Below are 15,203 nucleotides of genomic sequence, written 5' to 3'. Positions count from 1 at the left end.
ACGCGATGATGACGCCTGAGAAGATCCTGTACGAAACCGAAGTCACGGCTACGGGAGGCCGGGATGGTAAGGCCGCGAGCGCGGACGGGCTGTTGTCGGTGTCGCTGTCGCTGCCGAAATCGCTGGGCGGCCCCGGGGGCGAGGGCACCAACCCGGAGCAGCTCTTTGCGGCCGGCTACGCCGCGTGCTTTCTCGGTGCGGTCAAGCTCGTGGCGCGAACCAGGAAGGTGGTGCCGGCTGCCGAGCCTTCGGTGACCGCGAGGGTGGCGATGGGACCCGTGCCCGTCGGATATGCGTTGGCCGTCGAACTGAAGGTCAGTCTGCCCGGCGTCGAGAGGCCGGTCGCGGAAGCCATCGTTGCCGGCGCGCACGAGCGCTGCCCCTATTCAAACGCGACTCGCGGCAATATCGACGTGAAGTTGACGGTGATCTGAGGCGGATGGACATGGCGGGCGAGCGTTGACGACTTCGCTGCGTACACCCTATGACGGCATCGTGATGGCGGCTCCCGTCACGATACCCTATGTGCGCTACTCCATCGATAGCGCGCAGTGGTGGATCGGTCGCGCGTTGAGCGCGCTCGTTGCGCAAGCCGGGATCAAGGTTTCCGACATCGATGGTCTCTGCGTGTCCAGCTTCACCTTGGGGCCTGACAGCGGGATCGGTCTGACGCAGCATTTCGGTCTTTGCGTGCGATGGCTGGATACAATCCCGCTCGGTGGCGCCAGCGCCATCGCCGCGTTGCGCAAGGCGGCACGGGCGGTCCAGGCGCGCGATGCCGACATCGTCGCCTGCGTCGCAGGCGACACCAACCATGTCGATTCCTTCCGCTTGACGCTCGAGAATTTCTCCCGCTTCAACCAGGATGCGGTCTATCCCTACGGTGCGGGCGGTGCCAATTCGAGCTTCGCACTGATCGCGCGCAACTACATGCGGGCTTTCGGCGTCACGCGCGCGGACGTCGGCAGGATTGCGGTGGCCCAACGCGCCAATGCCTTGCGCAATCCGCACGCGCTGATGAAGACGCCATTGTCGATCGAGCAGTATCTGGCAGCGCGTCCGATTTCAGATCCCATTCATCTCTTTGATTGCGTCATGCCCTGCGCCGGCGCCGAGGCCTTCCTCGTGATGCGGGATGAAACCGCGGCATCGCTTGGATTGCCGGCCGCAAGACTGCTGTCGACCATCGAGCGGCACAACGCTTTCGCCGACGATCCGATGCAGGTGCGGGGCGGCTGGGCGATGGATATCGGCGAGCTCTACGCGATGGCGGGCGTAAAGCCGGACGATCTCGATATCGTCCAGACCTATGACGACTATCCCGTCATCACGATGATGCAGTTCGAGGATCTCGGCTTCTGCGGCAAAGGGGAGGGGGCCGAGTTCGTGCGTCAGCACGATCTCACCATCGACGGCGACTTTCCGCACAACACGTCGGGCGGACAACTCTCGGTCGGTCAGGCCGGTGCAGCCGGCGCCTATCTGGGTCTCGTCGAAGGGCTGCGCCAGGTCTTGGGAACCGCAGGGCCGACGCAGGTCAGGGATGCAGATCTCTGCCTGGCCTCCGGCTTCGGTATGATCAACTATGATCGCGGTCTTGCGTCCGGCGCCGCGATCTTTGCCGGGACTTCGCGATGATCGATCCGATTGAACCGCCACGGCGCAAGAATCCGCTGCTGCGGACGCGCCTGCCGACGTCGCCGCCGCGAGCGCGCAGCAGGACGTCGCACGGCTTCACGCGCGCGGCTGCCGAAGGGCGCTTCATGCTTCAGCGCTGTGAAGGCTGTGGCGCCTTCACCTATCCGGCGCGAGAGGCGTGCCCTTGTTGCCTGTCGGACGCGCTCGCTTTCGTCGATGCGCCTCCTCGCGGCCTGCTGCTGGCCGAGACCACGGCGCACGTGCCGAGCGATGTCTATTTCCGCGAGCGGGCGCCTTGGCGCATCGGGCTCGTCAAGATGGATTGCGGCCCGACCATCGTGGCGCATCTCCACGGCGACTGTGTCGAGGGCGCTCCCGTCCGAATGTCGTTCCAGCTCGACAAGAGCGGCCAGGCGGTGACCTTTGCCCGACCCGAAGGGGAGACCCCCAACATGGCAGACGACAAGCAGTGGCGTGAAATGACCGCCGATCCCAGGTTTCGACGGGTGCTCGTGACCAACGGCCGCAGCGCAATCGGCCGGGAGGCTGCCTTGGCGCTCAAGGTCGCCGGCGCCAAGACGGTGTTCGTCGGTATCGCAGAGCCATGGCGGCCGTTTGCCGGCGAGAAGCTCTTGCAGGGGCAGGACGGGATCGAGCTCGTATCGCTCGACGCTGCCGATGAAAAGTCGACCAGAAACCTCGCCGCAGACATCGGCGGCAAGGTCGACATCCTCGTGAACACGACGGAGTATGTCAGGCCGGGCGGTCTATTGGATCGCGAAGGCACGAGCATCGCGCGCGACGAGGTCGACCAGGCTTATCTCGGCTTCATCAATCTCGCGCAGGCCTTCGGGCCGATCATGCGGATGCGCGGAGCAGACGGCATCAACAACAGCGTCGCCTGGGTCAACATCCTCTCGGTCTATGCGCTGGCCAATTGGCCCGCTTTCGGTGCCTACTCGGCCTCGCAGGCCGCCTGCCTGTCGCTCTCGCACTGTCTTCGTGCCGAACTTCGGCCCGGCGGCATCAAGATGATGAACGTCTTCACCGGCCCCGTCGATACCGAGTGGTTTCAGACCGTGCCGCCGCCGAAGGTGGCGCCGCGTGCAATCGGGCAGGCGGTCGTATCCGGGCTCAAAGGCGGACTCGAAGAGATGTATGTCGGAGACGTCGCCGAGGAGATCCGGCAGCGCCTTGCGGCCAATCCGAAAGCGCTCGAGCGCGAGCTCGACCGCTAAGTTGCTCATTTCGATCAAGCTGGAGGACGCGACAATGCAAGGCAAGGCTCTGCAAGGCAAGGCTCTCCTGGAACTGGCGGGTGCGATCGCTTCGGACGCGGTGCGCGTCATCGACCTGAGCTTCACGCTCAGTCCCGACTTTCCCGTAATCGTGCTGCCGCCCGAATTCGGCCAGGCGGCACCGGTGCGCATCCAGGAGATCTCGCGCTATGACGCGCGCGGCCCAGCCTGGTACTGGAACAACGTGACCTTCGGCGAGCACACCGGCACGCATTTCGACGCGCCGATCCACTGGTTCACCGGCAAGGACCTTGCCAACAACGCGGTCGATACCATGCCGCCCAAGGACATGATCGCGCCGGCCTGTGTCATCGACTGCTCCGCGCAGGCGGCGCAGGATCCGGACTTCCTGCTCACCATGCCGATCGTCGAAGCATGGGAAACACGGCACGGGCGAATTCCTTCGCGCCACTGGGTTCTGCTGCGGACCGACTGGTCCAAGAAGGGCTGGCGCGACTATTCCAGTCTCAGGGACGACGGCGCGCATACGCCGGGTCCCGACGCGGCCGTCATGAAGTGGCTGGTGGAGGAGCGCGGCATCATCGGCTTTGGCACCGAGACCATCGGCACGGATGCGGGACAGGCCGGACATTTCGAGCCGCCTTATCCCGCGCATCACTTCCTCCACGGCGCGGGCCGCTATGGCCTGCAGTGCCTTTGCAACCTGGATCAGCTTCCCGCCACCGGCGCCGTCATCATTGCCTCCCCGCTGAAAATCCAGAACGGTTCCGGCAGCCCGCTGCGCGTGATCGCGCTGGTCTCCTCGACCTGAAACACGCGTATGGCGCTTGCCCGGCATTGACCGACACGAACCACGAAAGACAGGTGCCATGATCTCGATGAAATCACTGCTCGGCTCCACGCTGCTGATTTTGGCCGTTCCTCGGGCCGCACAAGCCGATATCCTTGTCGGCTTCGTCACCGGTCTCAGTGGGCCGGTATCCTCGATCGGCATTCCGAACGCGAAGGGGATTGCCGCGGGAGAGACCTATGTCGGCGAGATCGGCGGCGAGAAGGTGCGCGTCATCCAGCTCGACGACGCCTCTGATGCCACCGCTTCGGCGCGCAATGCGCGCAAGCTCGTCGAGCAGGAGAAGGTCGATATCCTGATGGGTACGTCGGGCGCGCCGCAGACGCTGGCGATGGCGACCGCCGCGATCGAGATGAAGGTGCCCATGATCGCGGTCTCTCCGATCGCATCCGTTCCGGCCGGCGAGGGCGGACCCTGGGTCGTGCAGACGCCGCAGCCGATGTCGCTCCTGGTCCAGGGCATCGTCGACCATATGAAGGCGCACGGATTGAAGACGGTCGCCTTCATCGGATTCTCGGATGCGCTCGGCGATCTCTTGTACGATTCGCTGTCGCAGAGCGCCAAGGCGGCGGACATCAAGGTCATCGCCAACGAGCGCTACGCCAGATCCGATTCGTCGGTGACCGCGCAGGTGCTGCGCGCGCTTGCGGCGCGTCCCGATGCCATCATGCTCGGTGGCACAGGAACGCCGGGTGCGCTGCCCGCCATTGCCTTGTCCGAGCGCGGGTACAAGGGGCCGCTCTACGGCAACAACGGAATGATCAGCGCCGATTTCCTGCGCCTCGCCGGCAAGACCGCCAATGGCATCATCTGCCCCACCGGGCCGGTGATCGCGGCCGAACAGCTTCCGGCGAGCAATCCGATTCAGAAGGTCTCGTTGGCCTATCGGACGGCCTACGAGAAGGCGAACGGCGAGATGCCGACCGACTCGTTCTCCTCCTACTCCTTCGATGGCTGGATGGTCTTTGTCGATGCCGCCAAACGCGCGATGGCAGGCGGTGCCAAGCCGGGCTCGCCGGAATTCCGCAGTGCGCTGCGCCAGGCGTTGTTCGCCACCAAGGAGGTCGTGGGGACACAAGGGGTCTACAACTTCACGCCGGCGGATCGGCACGGCGTTGATGATCGCTCGCGCGTCCTCGTTCAGATCGAGGACGGGAAGTACAAGCTCTTGCCTTGATGGCTAGCGTGCCTGGTCGAACCGGATTTGACGGAGCAGTGAATGCAGGACAAGACCGTTGGGCAAGCCGGACAGCAGCAGGCGGTGCCCGACTGGGCGCGCGTGGTCGAACTGTTTCCGCCTTCTGACCGGGTGCTCTCGACCATCCTAACGCGGCAGGCGGAGCACTATGGCGATCGCGTCCTGCTGGTCGCCGGGCAGACCCGCTGGACCTATGCACAGACGGCGGCGATCGCGGCGGCATCAGCGCAGAAATTGATCGAGGCCGGCATCAAACCGGGAGACCGGGTGGCGTTGATGTGCTCGAACCGGCCGGAGTTTCTTCAGATCTATCTCGGCTGCGCCTGGCTCGGGGCCATCGCGGTGCCGATCAACACGGCGCTGCGCGGGGGCCAGCTCGCGCATATTTTCCGCAACTCGCGCCCTGCGCTTCTCGTTGCCGAGGCTGGGTTTCTGGCTGCGATCGAGGCTGTCGGTGCGGACGCCGATCTGCCGCCCCTTGTATGGACGATCGGCCCCGTCGCGGAGACGCGAAGGATCGCCTCGGTGCCGTTGCCGGCTCTTGGGTCCGGAGCGCCGGCTGGCGCCGTGCGGCCGGGTGATGCTGTCGCCATCCTCTACACGTCCGGCACCACCGGGCCGGCAAAGGGCGTGTGCTGTCCGCAAGCGCAGCTGTTCTGGTGGGGCGTCTGCTCTGCGCGGGCACTCGGCATCCGGGACGGAGACATACTGTTCACGACCCTGCCCCTGTTTCACACCAATGCCCTCAACGCGTTCTATCAGGCCGTCCTGAATGGATGCACTTACGTGCTGGAGCCGAAATTCTCCGCATCAGGCTTTTGGGCCGCCGCGCGAGCTCACAATGCGAGCGTCTGCTACCTGCTTGGCGCCATGGCATCCATGCTCTTGGCACAGGCTCGGACGGAGGAGGATACCGCGCATCGCGTTCGCGTCGCTTTGGGTGGCGGCGTGCCGCCGCAGGTCCACCGGCCGTTTCTCGAGCGGTTCGGCGTGCCGCTCGTTGATGGCTATGGATCGACGGAGACCAATTTCGTGTTCGCAGGCCCAGTCCCCTCTGATCGTCCGGGCACCATGGGGTATCTGGCCGACGGCTTTGAGGCCCGGATCGTCGATGAAGACGATTCTGAGCTGCCTGACGGACAGGCGGGCGAACTCGCGCTCCGCCCCAATGAGCCGTTTGCATTCGCCACGGGATATTTCGGCCTGCCGGAAAAGACGGTCGAGGCATGGCGGAATCTGTGGTTTCACTCCGGCGATCGCGTCGTCAGGGATGCGGACGGACATTATCGCTTCATCGATCGCATGAAGGATTCGATCCGCCGACGCGGCGAGAATGTGTCCTCTTGGGAAGTCGAGGAGCTCATCCTCTCGCATCCCGCCGTCGCTGCGTGTGCTATCTATCCGCTGCCGTCTGAATTCGGCGAGGATGAGGTTGCGGCCGCGCTCCTGCTGAAGCAGGGGCAGTCGCTCCAGCCCGCCGACATCATCAGGCATTGCGAGGGCCGGATCGCGTATTTCGCAATTCCGCGCTATGTCCGCTTCGTGAGCGAGATGCCGCTGACGGAGAACGGCAAGATCAGGAAGGGCGCGCTGCAACAGGCCGGCGTGACGACGGAGACCTGGGACCGCGAAGCCGCCGGCGTCCGGGTCCGGCGCTAACCGTCACGTCCGTTCGCGATGTTGCAGGGCATTCCTCACGGCGCCCTTGACGTCATCGAGCGTGCCGACCAGGCCCTCGAGGCGGTTCTCCGGGAATTCGGCCAGCAATTCGGCAAGCCAGGCGCCATGACTCTTCGCCATTCGCCTGAAGGTCTTCCGGCCTTCGACCGTCATGCATACAATCTGTACGCGCCGGTCCAGGTTCGACGGCGTACGGGTGATATAGCCATCCTCGACCAGCCGATCGACGATCGGCGTCAGGTTTCCTGCCGAGACCATCAGCCGTTTGGGCAGTTCCCCCAGCACCAATCCGCTTGGCTCCCGATCGAGCTGAGCGAGAACGTCGAAGCGCGGCATCGTAAAGTCGTATTCCTCGCGAAATCGGCGCCGCAATTCCCCCTCGATCAGGGACGTGCAGGCCAGAAGGCGGAGCCAGAGCCGCGTGTGAGCCCGGTACGCGGCCTCCGCATCGGCCGCGTTCTTGCTGGAAGCCGGTGGGGACTCCTTCGCGAGTGCCAAATCAAATCTCCTGGGCCTCGTGGGGTTGAAGGCGCAATCTTATGAACTTGCTATATAATAGTTCGTGCCAAAACTAAATTCAAGGCCGGCCTGGATCGCGCAGGAACGTCTTGCTCGGACGCAAGATTCGTTTGATTTCCTCGCCCGTTCCTCCGCACCCAACGCCGGATAATCATTCGTCGCTACCCGTCATTAGGCGATCCCAAGAGCGAGGAAATAATTTAGGCATAAAATAACTGGACCAGAATCAAAGGGAGGAGATTGCGATCGAAATTGCCAGCCGATGCAAACGGCGGTTCGGCGCATCAGCGGCATGCGCCAACAGGACGCGCGTGCGGGGGCAGGGCAACCGAGATAACCGGCGGGCGCGGTCAGCTGGCGGCGTACCGATTTGGCACCGACCGAGCGTCCCATTGAGCAACCCAAATACTCGCCTGCACCAAACTGGGAGTCGAACAGTTGATCAATAGGCAGTGTCAACCGATCGAAATCTCAGCGGACGACATAAATTCAATTGAAATTTCCGATTTAATAGCGTTTAATATAGAATAAAATTAAATGGTATTTCAGGGTTTGGGATCATGCCTCGTTCTCCCTCCATCGTGCCCCATGCAGATCCAGGTGACGTCTATCTTGTGCTCGAGGATTTTGGAGATGGGCTCGGACGCGCCTGGAGCGAAACCTCCGAGGACGACACGGGTCGAGCGACGCTGATGCGCCGGATAATGGAAGGCCAATACAAGCATCCTGCGCGGATCGTGGTCTTCAACACGGCAGAGGGATGGTCGCGTGACGTGACCGTGGAGATTGCAGATGCGCTGCGCCGCTGCTTTGTCGAGTTCGATGACGTTGCCCCGGCCGCGTTGGAATTCATCGAGAGAGTTAGAAGGAGTTGATTGTGGTGGCCTGCTCGTGCCTCAGTTTGCGCTAATCTCACAAGTTTATCACAGACGAGGATGATGAGCGGCAGCACAAACGAACAAGCTACGGCGGCGGGGTGTGAGACAACTGCCTGGTGCGAAATAGGACCAATCCGTTATTTGTGTTTGGAGTTGCCATGTCGGTGGGTTGTGGTCGCGCTGTTGAATGGGACGGAAAGATCCTGACAGGTTGGGTGGTCGTAAATGGCGTGGCCACCAAAGTGACTGCGGACCGAGCGACTATCCATGCGTGTGCCGCAGGGTTTAGCGATGCGCTTACCTGGGAGATTGATCGCTTTCGGACGGAAATCTTTGAAAAGCTGATGCCATTCTTCGTTCGTCAGAATAGCTGATAGTAAGCTATGACCTCGCCGCCTGTTCGGGATTTTTCCGCAGCGATTCTGATTGATCTACGAGATGACAAGCTTGTCATCGCGCAGCCTGGAAAGATTTCATTTTTCGGTGGCCGAACGAAAGAGGGCGAAACGCCCCTCCAATGCATCGTTGTGAAATCGCTGAAGAGATCGGCGTAACGCTCTCGCCAGGATGTAGCCGAAGGGCGAGCGCAAGGGCGTTCAGTTGTTCGACCTCGCTCTCCATCCGAACTCCTCATGCGGAATCGTTGCGGTGATCTCGGCGTCGTTGCCGGCCGACAGGCGCCAGGCCGCCACCCCGAAGCACAAGGTCAGGGTCAGGGCGAGGGCAAGCATAAGCATAGAGACGAAATGGCTCACGCGCGTGTACCCGCAAGAATCTGAAACTAGCCGAGAACGTGCACACCGGCCCGATTCGGAAAATGCAGGCGATCTGACCCATCGGCCGTTTTCCCCATCCTTACGCGGGGCCAAGAGCGCTCACGATCCCGATCGTGATCGGGACGAGCGCGACGACTGCCCACAAAGCGGGCGTGCTGGAGGACAGGCCAATGACCAGTATCAAAACACCGACACCCACGAGGGCCGCTGAGATTGCGTAGGCGACTGCCTTTTCCATCTGTCGATCCACGAACAACAAAGGATCGGTCGCACAAGCAGGACTCGGGGCGGACCGAAACGTTCCTTACGCTGACACGCGCGATATTCAGAATCGATCAGGATAGGTCGGCGATCCGCAGCGAGCCTGATTTAATATGGCCGTAAAAGTCTATTTAAATTGAGTTTTGCAACCTAATTCCGCCAAATTGCAAGACGCTTTCTGCGCGCTGGGGCAGGGCCATTAACCCGGAGTCCTGCATGTTCAGTCGAGTAGTAGTAGCGTTAGTGTTCGCTTTTGCGACCTCCATTTCTTCGGAAGCACGTCCTTTGCGCGCCGCTCCGCCACCTGAATGCAACGTGATTATGCCATGCGACTTCTCATCTTCGCTGGTGCAGGCGCAGAGATACACGGGACCGGCACGGGGCCTGCAGCGAAGTGCTGTTGCTAGCCTACGGATGTCCGTGGCCAGCTCGGAGACATCAAGGACTGAGATCGTCAGCGGTCGCCCGGCCGGTTGCCCTCAGTCGTTCTGTGGATGTGGTGCGGCAATACGAGTGTTTGGTCGCGTAGTACCCGAACTGAACCTCGCAGCCAATTGGCTGCGCTTTCCCCGCACCTCGCCAGCACCGGGAATGGTTGCAGCGCGACGTGGGCACGTCTTCGTCCTGGAGCAGCACATCGCCGGCGACATCTGGAAGGCGTACGACGCCAACTCAGGTGGGCACGCAACGAGAATTCACCCGCGCTCCCTGAGAGGGTACACCATCGTCAACCCTCATGCAGCCTAGCGCCATCGCGCAGCGTTTTCATTAGGTTCTTCTCACCGCGTTCCGGAGCATCGGGCTCGCGGCTCCTGCTCAAGAACTGGGTCGCAGCGGGATTCGCTGCGGCCCTGAAGTCACAACGTGATTCTGTGCCGGTCTATTCTCGCTATCTGCCCCGAACATCGAGGTTGATTGGTCCGCCATCATGGGAAGCTTCAATGCAGCCAAGGCGTTCCATGACGATCGTTCGTATCCACGTCAGAACGATAGAATTCGACGATGCGGTGCTTCATTGAAACCCGGACACGATAACCAGCGGACATCCACGCTTTCGCTTGAGGACCTGCTCTCTTCAGTGTGCTCCACCACGCGGTGAAGGTATAAGCTGATTTCGGCAGAGGCTTTCCCAAGATCGATTCAATTTCTGAAAAGGTCAGGCGGAGACGTTGACCGTTCTCCGTTCGCAGCCTTTCATGCAGTGGCTGGTAAATCGACCTCGGCATGCGAGCACTATGTCGGTAAAATTGGCCGGCTACCCGGCATTGGAACAGCAGTCTGGTGCATTTTCGAGCGCGAAGGCAAGAGGCATTATCATTTGGTCTGCAAGACCTCGCGGAGCCCGACGCAGGCTTCTTCAGTGTTTTTAGGTTTAGCCTCTCAACAGCACGTGGAGAAAATCGCTGGCGTGGTCATAGCGTGCACCACGATTCGCGAACTGGTGGGTGCGCGGCTCCAGTGTGCTGCTGATGGTGTTCCGAGCCGAGTAGCTCAGCTTCGTCCGACCACTGCTGCAACAACCGATCAGGAATGTATTGAGCGGATCCAAACAGCTTCAAGAGACAATATTCGCCATCATGCTTGTGGTCGTGACGAGCCCTCGCTGCATAAAAGCGAACAAGCTGCGGAAGGCATCGCGAGTAACAGCAGGTTTTGCCATCGTCACTTCCCCGAAAAAGGTAAGTCCTAATGCAGCGAAGTCTGAAGCCCCGATTCGGGAAAAGCGAGCAATAACTTAGGCGCGTGGTCAACAAATGCGACACCAGAACTTACGTTTGCTGTGGCTTGCGCTTCGTACGCGAAGAGCTTGGAACGCGCCGACGAGAATTATTTCGCCAGCGCAGCTGCCTTTTTCGTGCTCTTCCTTTGAAGAGAGCTTCGGTTTGGCGGAGGTATTCTCCGCCATTCGCTTGGTCTGCGCGTTTCTTCGGTTGCCTGCGCGATCTGCCGGGATTGTTTCTCGAGTTCGTCTCGCGTCGTCGCGAACGTCTCCTCCAGCTGGTTGGTACGATCGTGCTCCTGTCCGAGGCTCGCCTGCCTTACCCCTCTCCTGTTCCAGGGCCTTGCCGTGACTGCTCGGCATTGCTGATTGGCTTGTGCGAGCTGCAGAATTTTCGTGTCGGCGGATTGTTTCAGCTGCGCCGGGCGCCGCTCCCCCGAGCCCGTCGCGCCGCGCAAGTGCGTCGTAATGGCATGGGTATCGATCGCCGGCCGATTTGGCTGCCCCGCGGGAGCGGGTATCGCCAATACCCACATTATCGTCAGGATAGTCGGTGCAATCCACATCGACCCTTGTTGCGCACGTGCGCGCACAGCTACCACACGTCTCCGCGGCGAACGGGCGATCCAAGGCCCGACCGTGCCTGCATCGGCGCTTGTGCCCCCATCCGCGACATGAATGGGCCGCTCCGTTTTCCCAATCGAGATTATCGATAAACAAAATTGGGCCATATTATAAGTTAAAGTTAATTATTTATATTTATTAATCTAACTTTCTCGATCGGCCGTGGCGGCTGGTCACCTTCCCTTGAAAGGGAGAGGTCCAATGCTCCACCGAATCCCTTCGCTCATCGCTGCGATTATCACGAGCGTATCTGTGCTGGCCCTGGCCCAAGGAGGCGGTGCAATGGCGGGCTCCGCGGGGGCCGGCAGTGGGACGGGCACGAGCAGCGCCAACACTGGCGGGTCAGCGCCGTCCGGCATGGGCACGAATGCGAGCAGCGCCAACTCTGGTCCGTCGGCGCCTCCAGGAATGGGGACGCAAGACGTCGGCACCGGTGCAAACCTGAACCGCAACACCCAATCGAACAATCCAAACGTTCAACCCGCCACGTCGAAGTCGCGAGCGGCGGCGCAGGCCAAAAGAAATACCGGCGCTGGCCACGCTCAAAATGGTCTGCCGATCGGAGCTATTGGCTCCGGCACGAGCAACGAGGAGCAGATGATCATTGGACCGTCACCTAACCGAAAAAGATCGGCAGCGGAGGTCGACGGAAATATCGGTGGAACATTCGGGAGGGGCTCCAGCCTCTCGGACCAGGTCAGCCAGCCGCGCGCCGCACGAGCTGGGGAAAAAGTGCTGGACGCCAAAGCGCAGATCCAGCGGCGAACGACAGTTTCGCACAAGCGGATTCCCGACCTGAAAAACGGAGCTCCGTAGTTTGAGCGGCCGAGCCGGGCAGCGAGCGCGCTCCGGCATCGACCTGCTCAGGCCTCCATGGCGCCGGGCCGCTCATTCGAAATGAGCGTGCTGTCTGGTTGATCTGGACTGGCAACGACGGGACCGTCTGTTCAATTCCCGGCCGGAACGCCGCCGGGCCATGCCGAAAGACCTCAGTGCTTGAACCTTTGGCACTGTCGGTTGACCAGTACAACAATCTTCCTGTCCAGGGTCGGACTGCCGTTTTAGATGGCGGATGCTAAAGGGCGTGTGATGAGCAGCAACGATCGGAGAACGACCGGTTGTTGTGCGTCAGCGTGCTTTAGCCGGAAGACGCCGGCAGGGCTTGGTTCTCTATAACACGCCTTGAAGAGGGCTGAGGCCCGGCAGATGGCCGCGGAGCGTATGGAGATAGGCGAGAGCATTCACGCGGTGATGCGCGTGCTCGATTCCGCGGCATTCGGATCATCTCCGATTGGTGCAAGCGAGGAGCCGGCCGTGCATTGTTCGAAATGCTCGCGAAGGATGTCATTGGCCAAGTGCTCCCAGAACTCGGCTTCGGCGAGAAGCTTCCAGCTTCGATCCGGATGATGCGCAGAAGTCTGTCGGCACAGCGACGCCATCGCGCGCAAGCGGCGTACGGTCTCCATCCACTCCTCCCATTAGTTTTCCCCACCTTATTTTCTGTTTTGCGTCGGATTAATTATAATTATGTCGAAGAACTAAATTCGCCTTCCATGGCGTTACTACCGATACGATTAGGAAGCTCACGACTTCCGCTTTGCTTTCAAATCGTTCTTCAGATGAAGCGCTGCTTCATAAAACTAAATAGACAGGTAAAAAAGTCAGAGCTTAAACCCAACTCAGGTGCGGGACATGATCAGCAGCATGCCGCTCATGGCTGATCTCGGTCAGAGCCGGAAAGAGACGCAATGGCGGATCCAAGTGCAGCCTTTCACAGTCACAGGGCTTCACTCGCATTGGCCTGCCTTGAACCTCTGCTGAGCGCGGGCGCCCCATTGGGAGCGATCGAGCGGCTTGGAGCTGTGCCAAAGGGTGATCGGGGACTTCAACGTCGATCTTTGAAACGATCGCCTTCGAGCTCGCTGAAAATTGAGCGCGCCGCTCGCTATCATTGGACCCGTGTGCGGCAACTCGTCCCATATCGGGGCCTTCGCATCCGCGACGCCGACCCTAATCTCCCTCTTTCTCCGAGGCTTCGGCCCTCCGCCCTTCGCACTTGCTCTCGAAGCCTCTGCAATTGAGCAAGCAGGCTAACCAGCTCCATCGCCGTTTGACGCAGAACAGCCAAGCGGCTGCAACCCCCACTACTCACTACAACACCCCCAAACAGGTCTTTGCGGGATCAGCGACCGGAAGCTTGAGTTTGTGACGACCTGCCGGTGTGACGCTTAACGCGCGGTTCATGAGGCCGTCAGTTCGCTTTACGACGATAGGCCAGAATATTTCGCATCCCTCCGGAGCATCCCTCCAGCAAGCCGTGACAGAAATACCTGCCTCGAAAGAAGAATCTGGATGAGTGCTGCGACATGATTGAGCGCATCTAGTCCCTACGAAGCTCAGTTCTGAGCCAGTGCGGCGGCAATGCCGCTCCAGGTCAGCTCCGCACGCGTGGTGCCAAATGAGGCGGTCCGCCCGAATTCGTGTAATGCTAATCAGTTCGGCTCTGCGCTTGTACCGAAGCCCGCTACGCATCAGCACAGCGGCGCATCACCGAATATCTCCCTGGGCCTTACGACCGGCTCCTCGACCCAGGCCTCACGAGCGAACCAGCTGTGGTTGGCGCGACAGACCGGGCAATGAGTATTGCCATAAAACACAACGCTCCGCAGGAAAGTCTCACGGTCGGACCTAATACCAGTAGGAATCACGCGTCCAGTTTGCGGACATTTGACCATGATCATACCCATGTGAGCCTCCCTAGGAAATTATTCGTTGTTGAATCGAAGAGAACCGGCCGGCTGGAGTGCGTCGTCATCTCAGTGCGGGTTACTTGGGGGGCATCGCACACTGGGAGCGCTTGTTCGAGCAAGGGCGGCTTGCTCGTGACGGCGTTTTTCCAACCGGCCGGATCGCTGCTTGAGCGATTCCTTGGATGCTGCCGGTCTTTGGCTCGGCAGCGCGGGGTGTTGATTATGTGGCCGCCCTCGAAAGCTCCTGGAACGCCACTGAAAACGGGCCAATCTGAGCCGGTGGAGGTTTTGTGCGCGCTGTGCCGCTCGCGACGAAGACGATCATGCCGCCCATGATGGGCAAATTGGCTAACTCGATCACCGGCTTCACTCCACTCTCGTCAACGAAATATTCCTAGTTAGAATTTAATCCTGCAAATTAAGCCTTGCGCTGTCGGTCTGGTTTGCGACTCTAGGCAACTTTTATTTGGTGCTGTCCTGCACGCCGGTGGTAGTACCACTGAAGAGGCCAAGCCCATCGCGGCGAGGTCAACAACACCGTTCACCCGTTGGTCGTCGTTTCGACCCGGGGCGCGCTCTCTCTTGGTATTTGAATGATTGCATCCGGTTCAAACATGAAATAAATTTTTATTATAAATTACTGATATAAATCTCATTGTTAATTGCTGTCAATGACGTAAGCTATTTTCCTTGATTTTTTCGGTCGGAGGAGACGATGCGGGAATCAGTCCAGAAGAAGCACAACTCCACCTCGGCTGCGCAGCAGTTGGCCCAAATGCGCGAGGAATTGGCGAGCATCGGCGAGAAGGAGCGCGTTCTAAGAGAGCGGAGTGCTGATCGCGAAGTTTACCGGTATTTGCTGGACTCTCACCGGTTGACCGCGCGGGCGAGCTTTCTCGGAGAACAAGTGTTGAATATTTCTCCATCTGGGGTGAGCGGGGGTAGTCAGCTGGCGGCGTGACTGGGGCCGAATGGTCATTTCGAAACGAAGCGCAGTCTGGTGATGTGCACCAGCGCCGGATGTGGACTTGCATCGCTGCAGTACGGCGA

The 15,203-nt window shown here is 60.4% G+C and carries 18 protein-coding genes; 12 read left to right on the top strand and 6 right to left on the bottom strand.

All coding sequences use genetic code 11. The features are described from left to right. Nucleotides 1-5 precede the first annotated feature (5 nt). From GWG65_RS13875 to GWG65_RS13850, 6 genes are read left to right on the top strand one after another with little or no spacing between them, the layout of a single operon-like run. Nucleotides 6-434 carry an organic hydroperoxide resistance protein gene (locus GWG65_RS13875; protein ID WP_342760643.1) on the top strand — a complete coding sequence of 143 codons (429 nt, stop codon included), beginning with the start codon at nucleotides 6-8 and terminating at the stop codon, nucleotides 432-434. 25 nt (nucleotides 435-459) lie between these two features. Beyond that, the gene (locus GWG65_RS13870; RefSeq protein ID WP_275196120.1) at nucleotides 460-1,638 is read left to right on the top strand and encodes a thiolase family protein; all 1,179 of its coding nucleotides are present in this window, start codon (nucleotides 460-462) and stop codon (nucleotides 1,636-1,638) included. Next, nucleotides 1,635-2,876: an SDR family NAD(P)-dependent oxidoreductase gene (locus GWG65_RS13865; RefSeq protein ID WP_275196119.1), complete on the top strand. Its 1,242-nt coding sequence runs from the start codon at nucleotides 1,635-1,637 to the stop codon at nucleotides 2,874-2,876. The genes GWG65_RS13870 and GWG65_RS13865 overlap by 4 nt, the downstream gene beginning before the upstream one ends. A 49-nt stretch (nucleotides 2,877-2,925) precedes the next feature. Beyond that, the gene (locus GWG65_RS13860) at nucleotides 2,926-3,708 is read left to right on the top strand and encodes a cyclase family protein (protein ID WP_275196147.1); all 783 of its coding nucleotides are present in this window, start codon (nucleotides 2,926-2,928) and stop codon (nucleotides 3,706-3,708) included. Nucleotides 3,709-3,766: 58 nt separating this feature from the next. Further along, nucleotides 3,767-4,924 (top strand): ABC transporter substrate-binding protein, encoded by a 1,158-nt coding sequence (locus GWG65_RS13855; RefSeq protein ID WP_275196118.1) that lies wholly within the window; start codon nucleotides 3,767-3,769, stop codon nucleotides 4,922-4,924. 42 nt (nucleotides 4,925-4,966) lie between these two features. Continuing rightward, a complete protein-coding gene (locus GWG65_RS13850; protein ID WP_275196117.1) occupies nucleotides 4,967-6,604 on the top strand; it encodes an ATP-dependent acyl-CoA ligase in 1,638 nt (545 codons plus the stop codon). Between the two features lie 3 nt (nucleotides 6,605-6,607). Here the strand turns inward: GWG65_RS13850 and GWG65_RS13845 are convergent, their stop codons facing one another. Further along, complete coding sequence (locus GWG65_RS13845) at nucleotides 6,608-7,123, bottom strand: MarR family transcriptional regulator (protein ID WP_275196116.1); 516 nt, start codon at nucleotides 7,121-7,123, stop codon at nucleotides 6,608-6,610. Nucleotides 7,124-7,704: 581 nt separating this feature from the next. On the opposite strand from GWG65_RS13845, the gene GWG65_RS13840 reads away from it, so the two are divergent. Both GWG65_RS13840 and GWG65_RS13835 read left to right on the top strand, forming a co-directional pair. Further along, entirely contained in the window at nucleotides 7,705-8,019 is a 315-nt protein-coding gene (locus tag GWG65_RS13840) for a hypothetical protein (RefSeq protein WP_275196115.1), read from the top strand. Nucleotides 8,020-8,180: 161 nt separating this feature from the next. Continuing rightward, nucleotides 8,181-8,396, top strand: coding sequence for a hypothetical protein (locus GWG65_RS13835; RefSeq protein WP_275196114.1), 216 nt, complete (start codon nucleotides 8,181-8,183; stop codon nucleotides 8,394-8,396). Between the two features lie 222 nt (nucleotides 8,397-8,618). Here the strand turns inward: GWG65_RS13835 and GWG65_RS13830 are convergent, their stop codons facing one another. Beyond that, nucleotides 8,619-8,777 (bottom strand): hypothetical protein, encoded by a 159-nt coding sequence (locus tag GWG65_RS13830; RefSeq protein WP_275196113.1) that lies wholly within the window; start codon nucleotides 8,775-8,777, stop codon nucleotides 8,619-8,621. Nucleotides 8,778-8,877: 100 nt separating this feature from the next. Next, a complete protein-coding gene (locus tag GWG65_RS13825; protein ID WP_275196112.1) occupies nucleotides 8,878-9,036 on the bottom strand; it encodes a hypothetical protein in 159 nt (52 codons plus the stop codon). Nucleotides 9,037-9,275: 239 nt separating this feature from the next. Here GWG65_RS13825 and GWG65_RS13820 point away from each other — a divergent pair, with 239 nt between their 5' ends. The 3 genes from GWG65_RS13820 (at nucleotide 9,276) to GWG65_RS13810 (ending at nucleotide 12,219) form a co-directional block, all read left to right on the top strand. Next, nucleotides 9,276-9,806, top strand: a complete 531-nt coding sequence (locus tag GWG65_RS13820) for a hypothetical protein (RefSeq protein ID WP_275196111.1) — start codon at nucleotides 9,276-9,278, stop codon at nucleotides 9,804-9,806. 454 nt (nucleotides 9,807-10,260) lie between these two features. After that, a complete protein-coding gene (locus GWG65_RS13815; RefSeq protein ID WP_275196110.1) occupies nucleotides 10,261-10,749 on the top strand; it encodes a hypothetical protein in 489 nt (162 codons plus the stop codon). Nucleotides 10,750-11,811: 1,062 nt separating this feature from the next. After that, nucleotides 11,812-12,219: a hypothetical protein gene (locus GWG65_RS13810; RefSeq protein ID WP_275196109.1), complete on the top strand. Its 408-nt coding sequence runs from the start codon at nucleotides 11,812-11,814 to the stop codon at nucleotides 12,217-12,219. Nucleotides 12,220-12,644: 425 nt separating this feature from the next. Here GWG65_RS13810 and GWG65_RS13805 read toward each other — a convergent pair whose 3' ends face one another. From GWG65_RS13805 to GWG65_RS13795, 3 genes are all read right to left on the bottom strand, one after another. Then, nucleotides 12,645-12,869, bottom strand: coding sequence for a hypothetical protein (locus GWG65_RS13805; protein ID WP_275196108.1), 225 nt, complete (start codon nucleotides 12,867-12,869; stop codon nucleotides 12,645-12,647). Between the two features lie 1,065 nt (nucleotides 12,870-13,934). Further along, the gene (locus tag GWG65_RS13800; RefSeq protein WP_275196107.1) at nucleotides 13,935-14,150 is read right to left on the bottom strand and encodes a hypothetical protein; all 216 of its coding nucleotides are present in this window, start codon (nucleotides 14,148-14,150) and stop codon (nucleotides 13,935-13,937) included. 223 nt (nucleotides 14,151-14,373) lie between these two features. After that, nucleotides 14,374-14,523, bottom strand: coding sequence for a hypothetical protein (locus tag GWG65_RS13795; RefSeq protein WP_275196106.1), 150 nt, complete (start codon nucleotides 14,521-14,523; stop codon nucleotides 14,374-14,376). Between the two features lie 345 nt (nucleotides 14,524-14,868). Here GWG65_RS13795 and GWG65_RS13790 point away from each other — a divergent pair, with 345 nt between their 5' ends. Beyond that, on the top strand, nucleotides 14,869-15,114 hold the full coding sequence (locus tag GWG65_RS13790; RefSeq protein ID WP_275196105.1) for a hypothetical protein: 246 nt from the start codon (nucleotides 14,869-14,871) through the stop codon (nucleotides 15,112-15,114). The last annotated feature ends 89 nt before the right edge of the window (nucleotides 15,115-15,203 follow it).

The organism is Bradyrhizobium sp. CSA207 (assembly GCF_029051685.1).
GTDB lineage: Bacteria > Pseudomonadota > Alphaproteobacteria > Rhizobiales > Xanthobacteraceae > Bradyrhizobium.
This window is presented reverse-complemented; position numbering and strand designations above follow the sequence as displayed.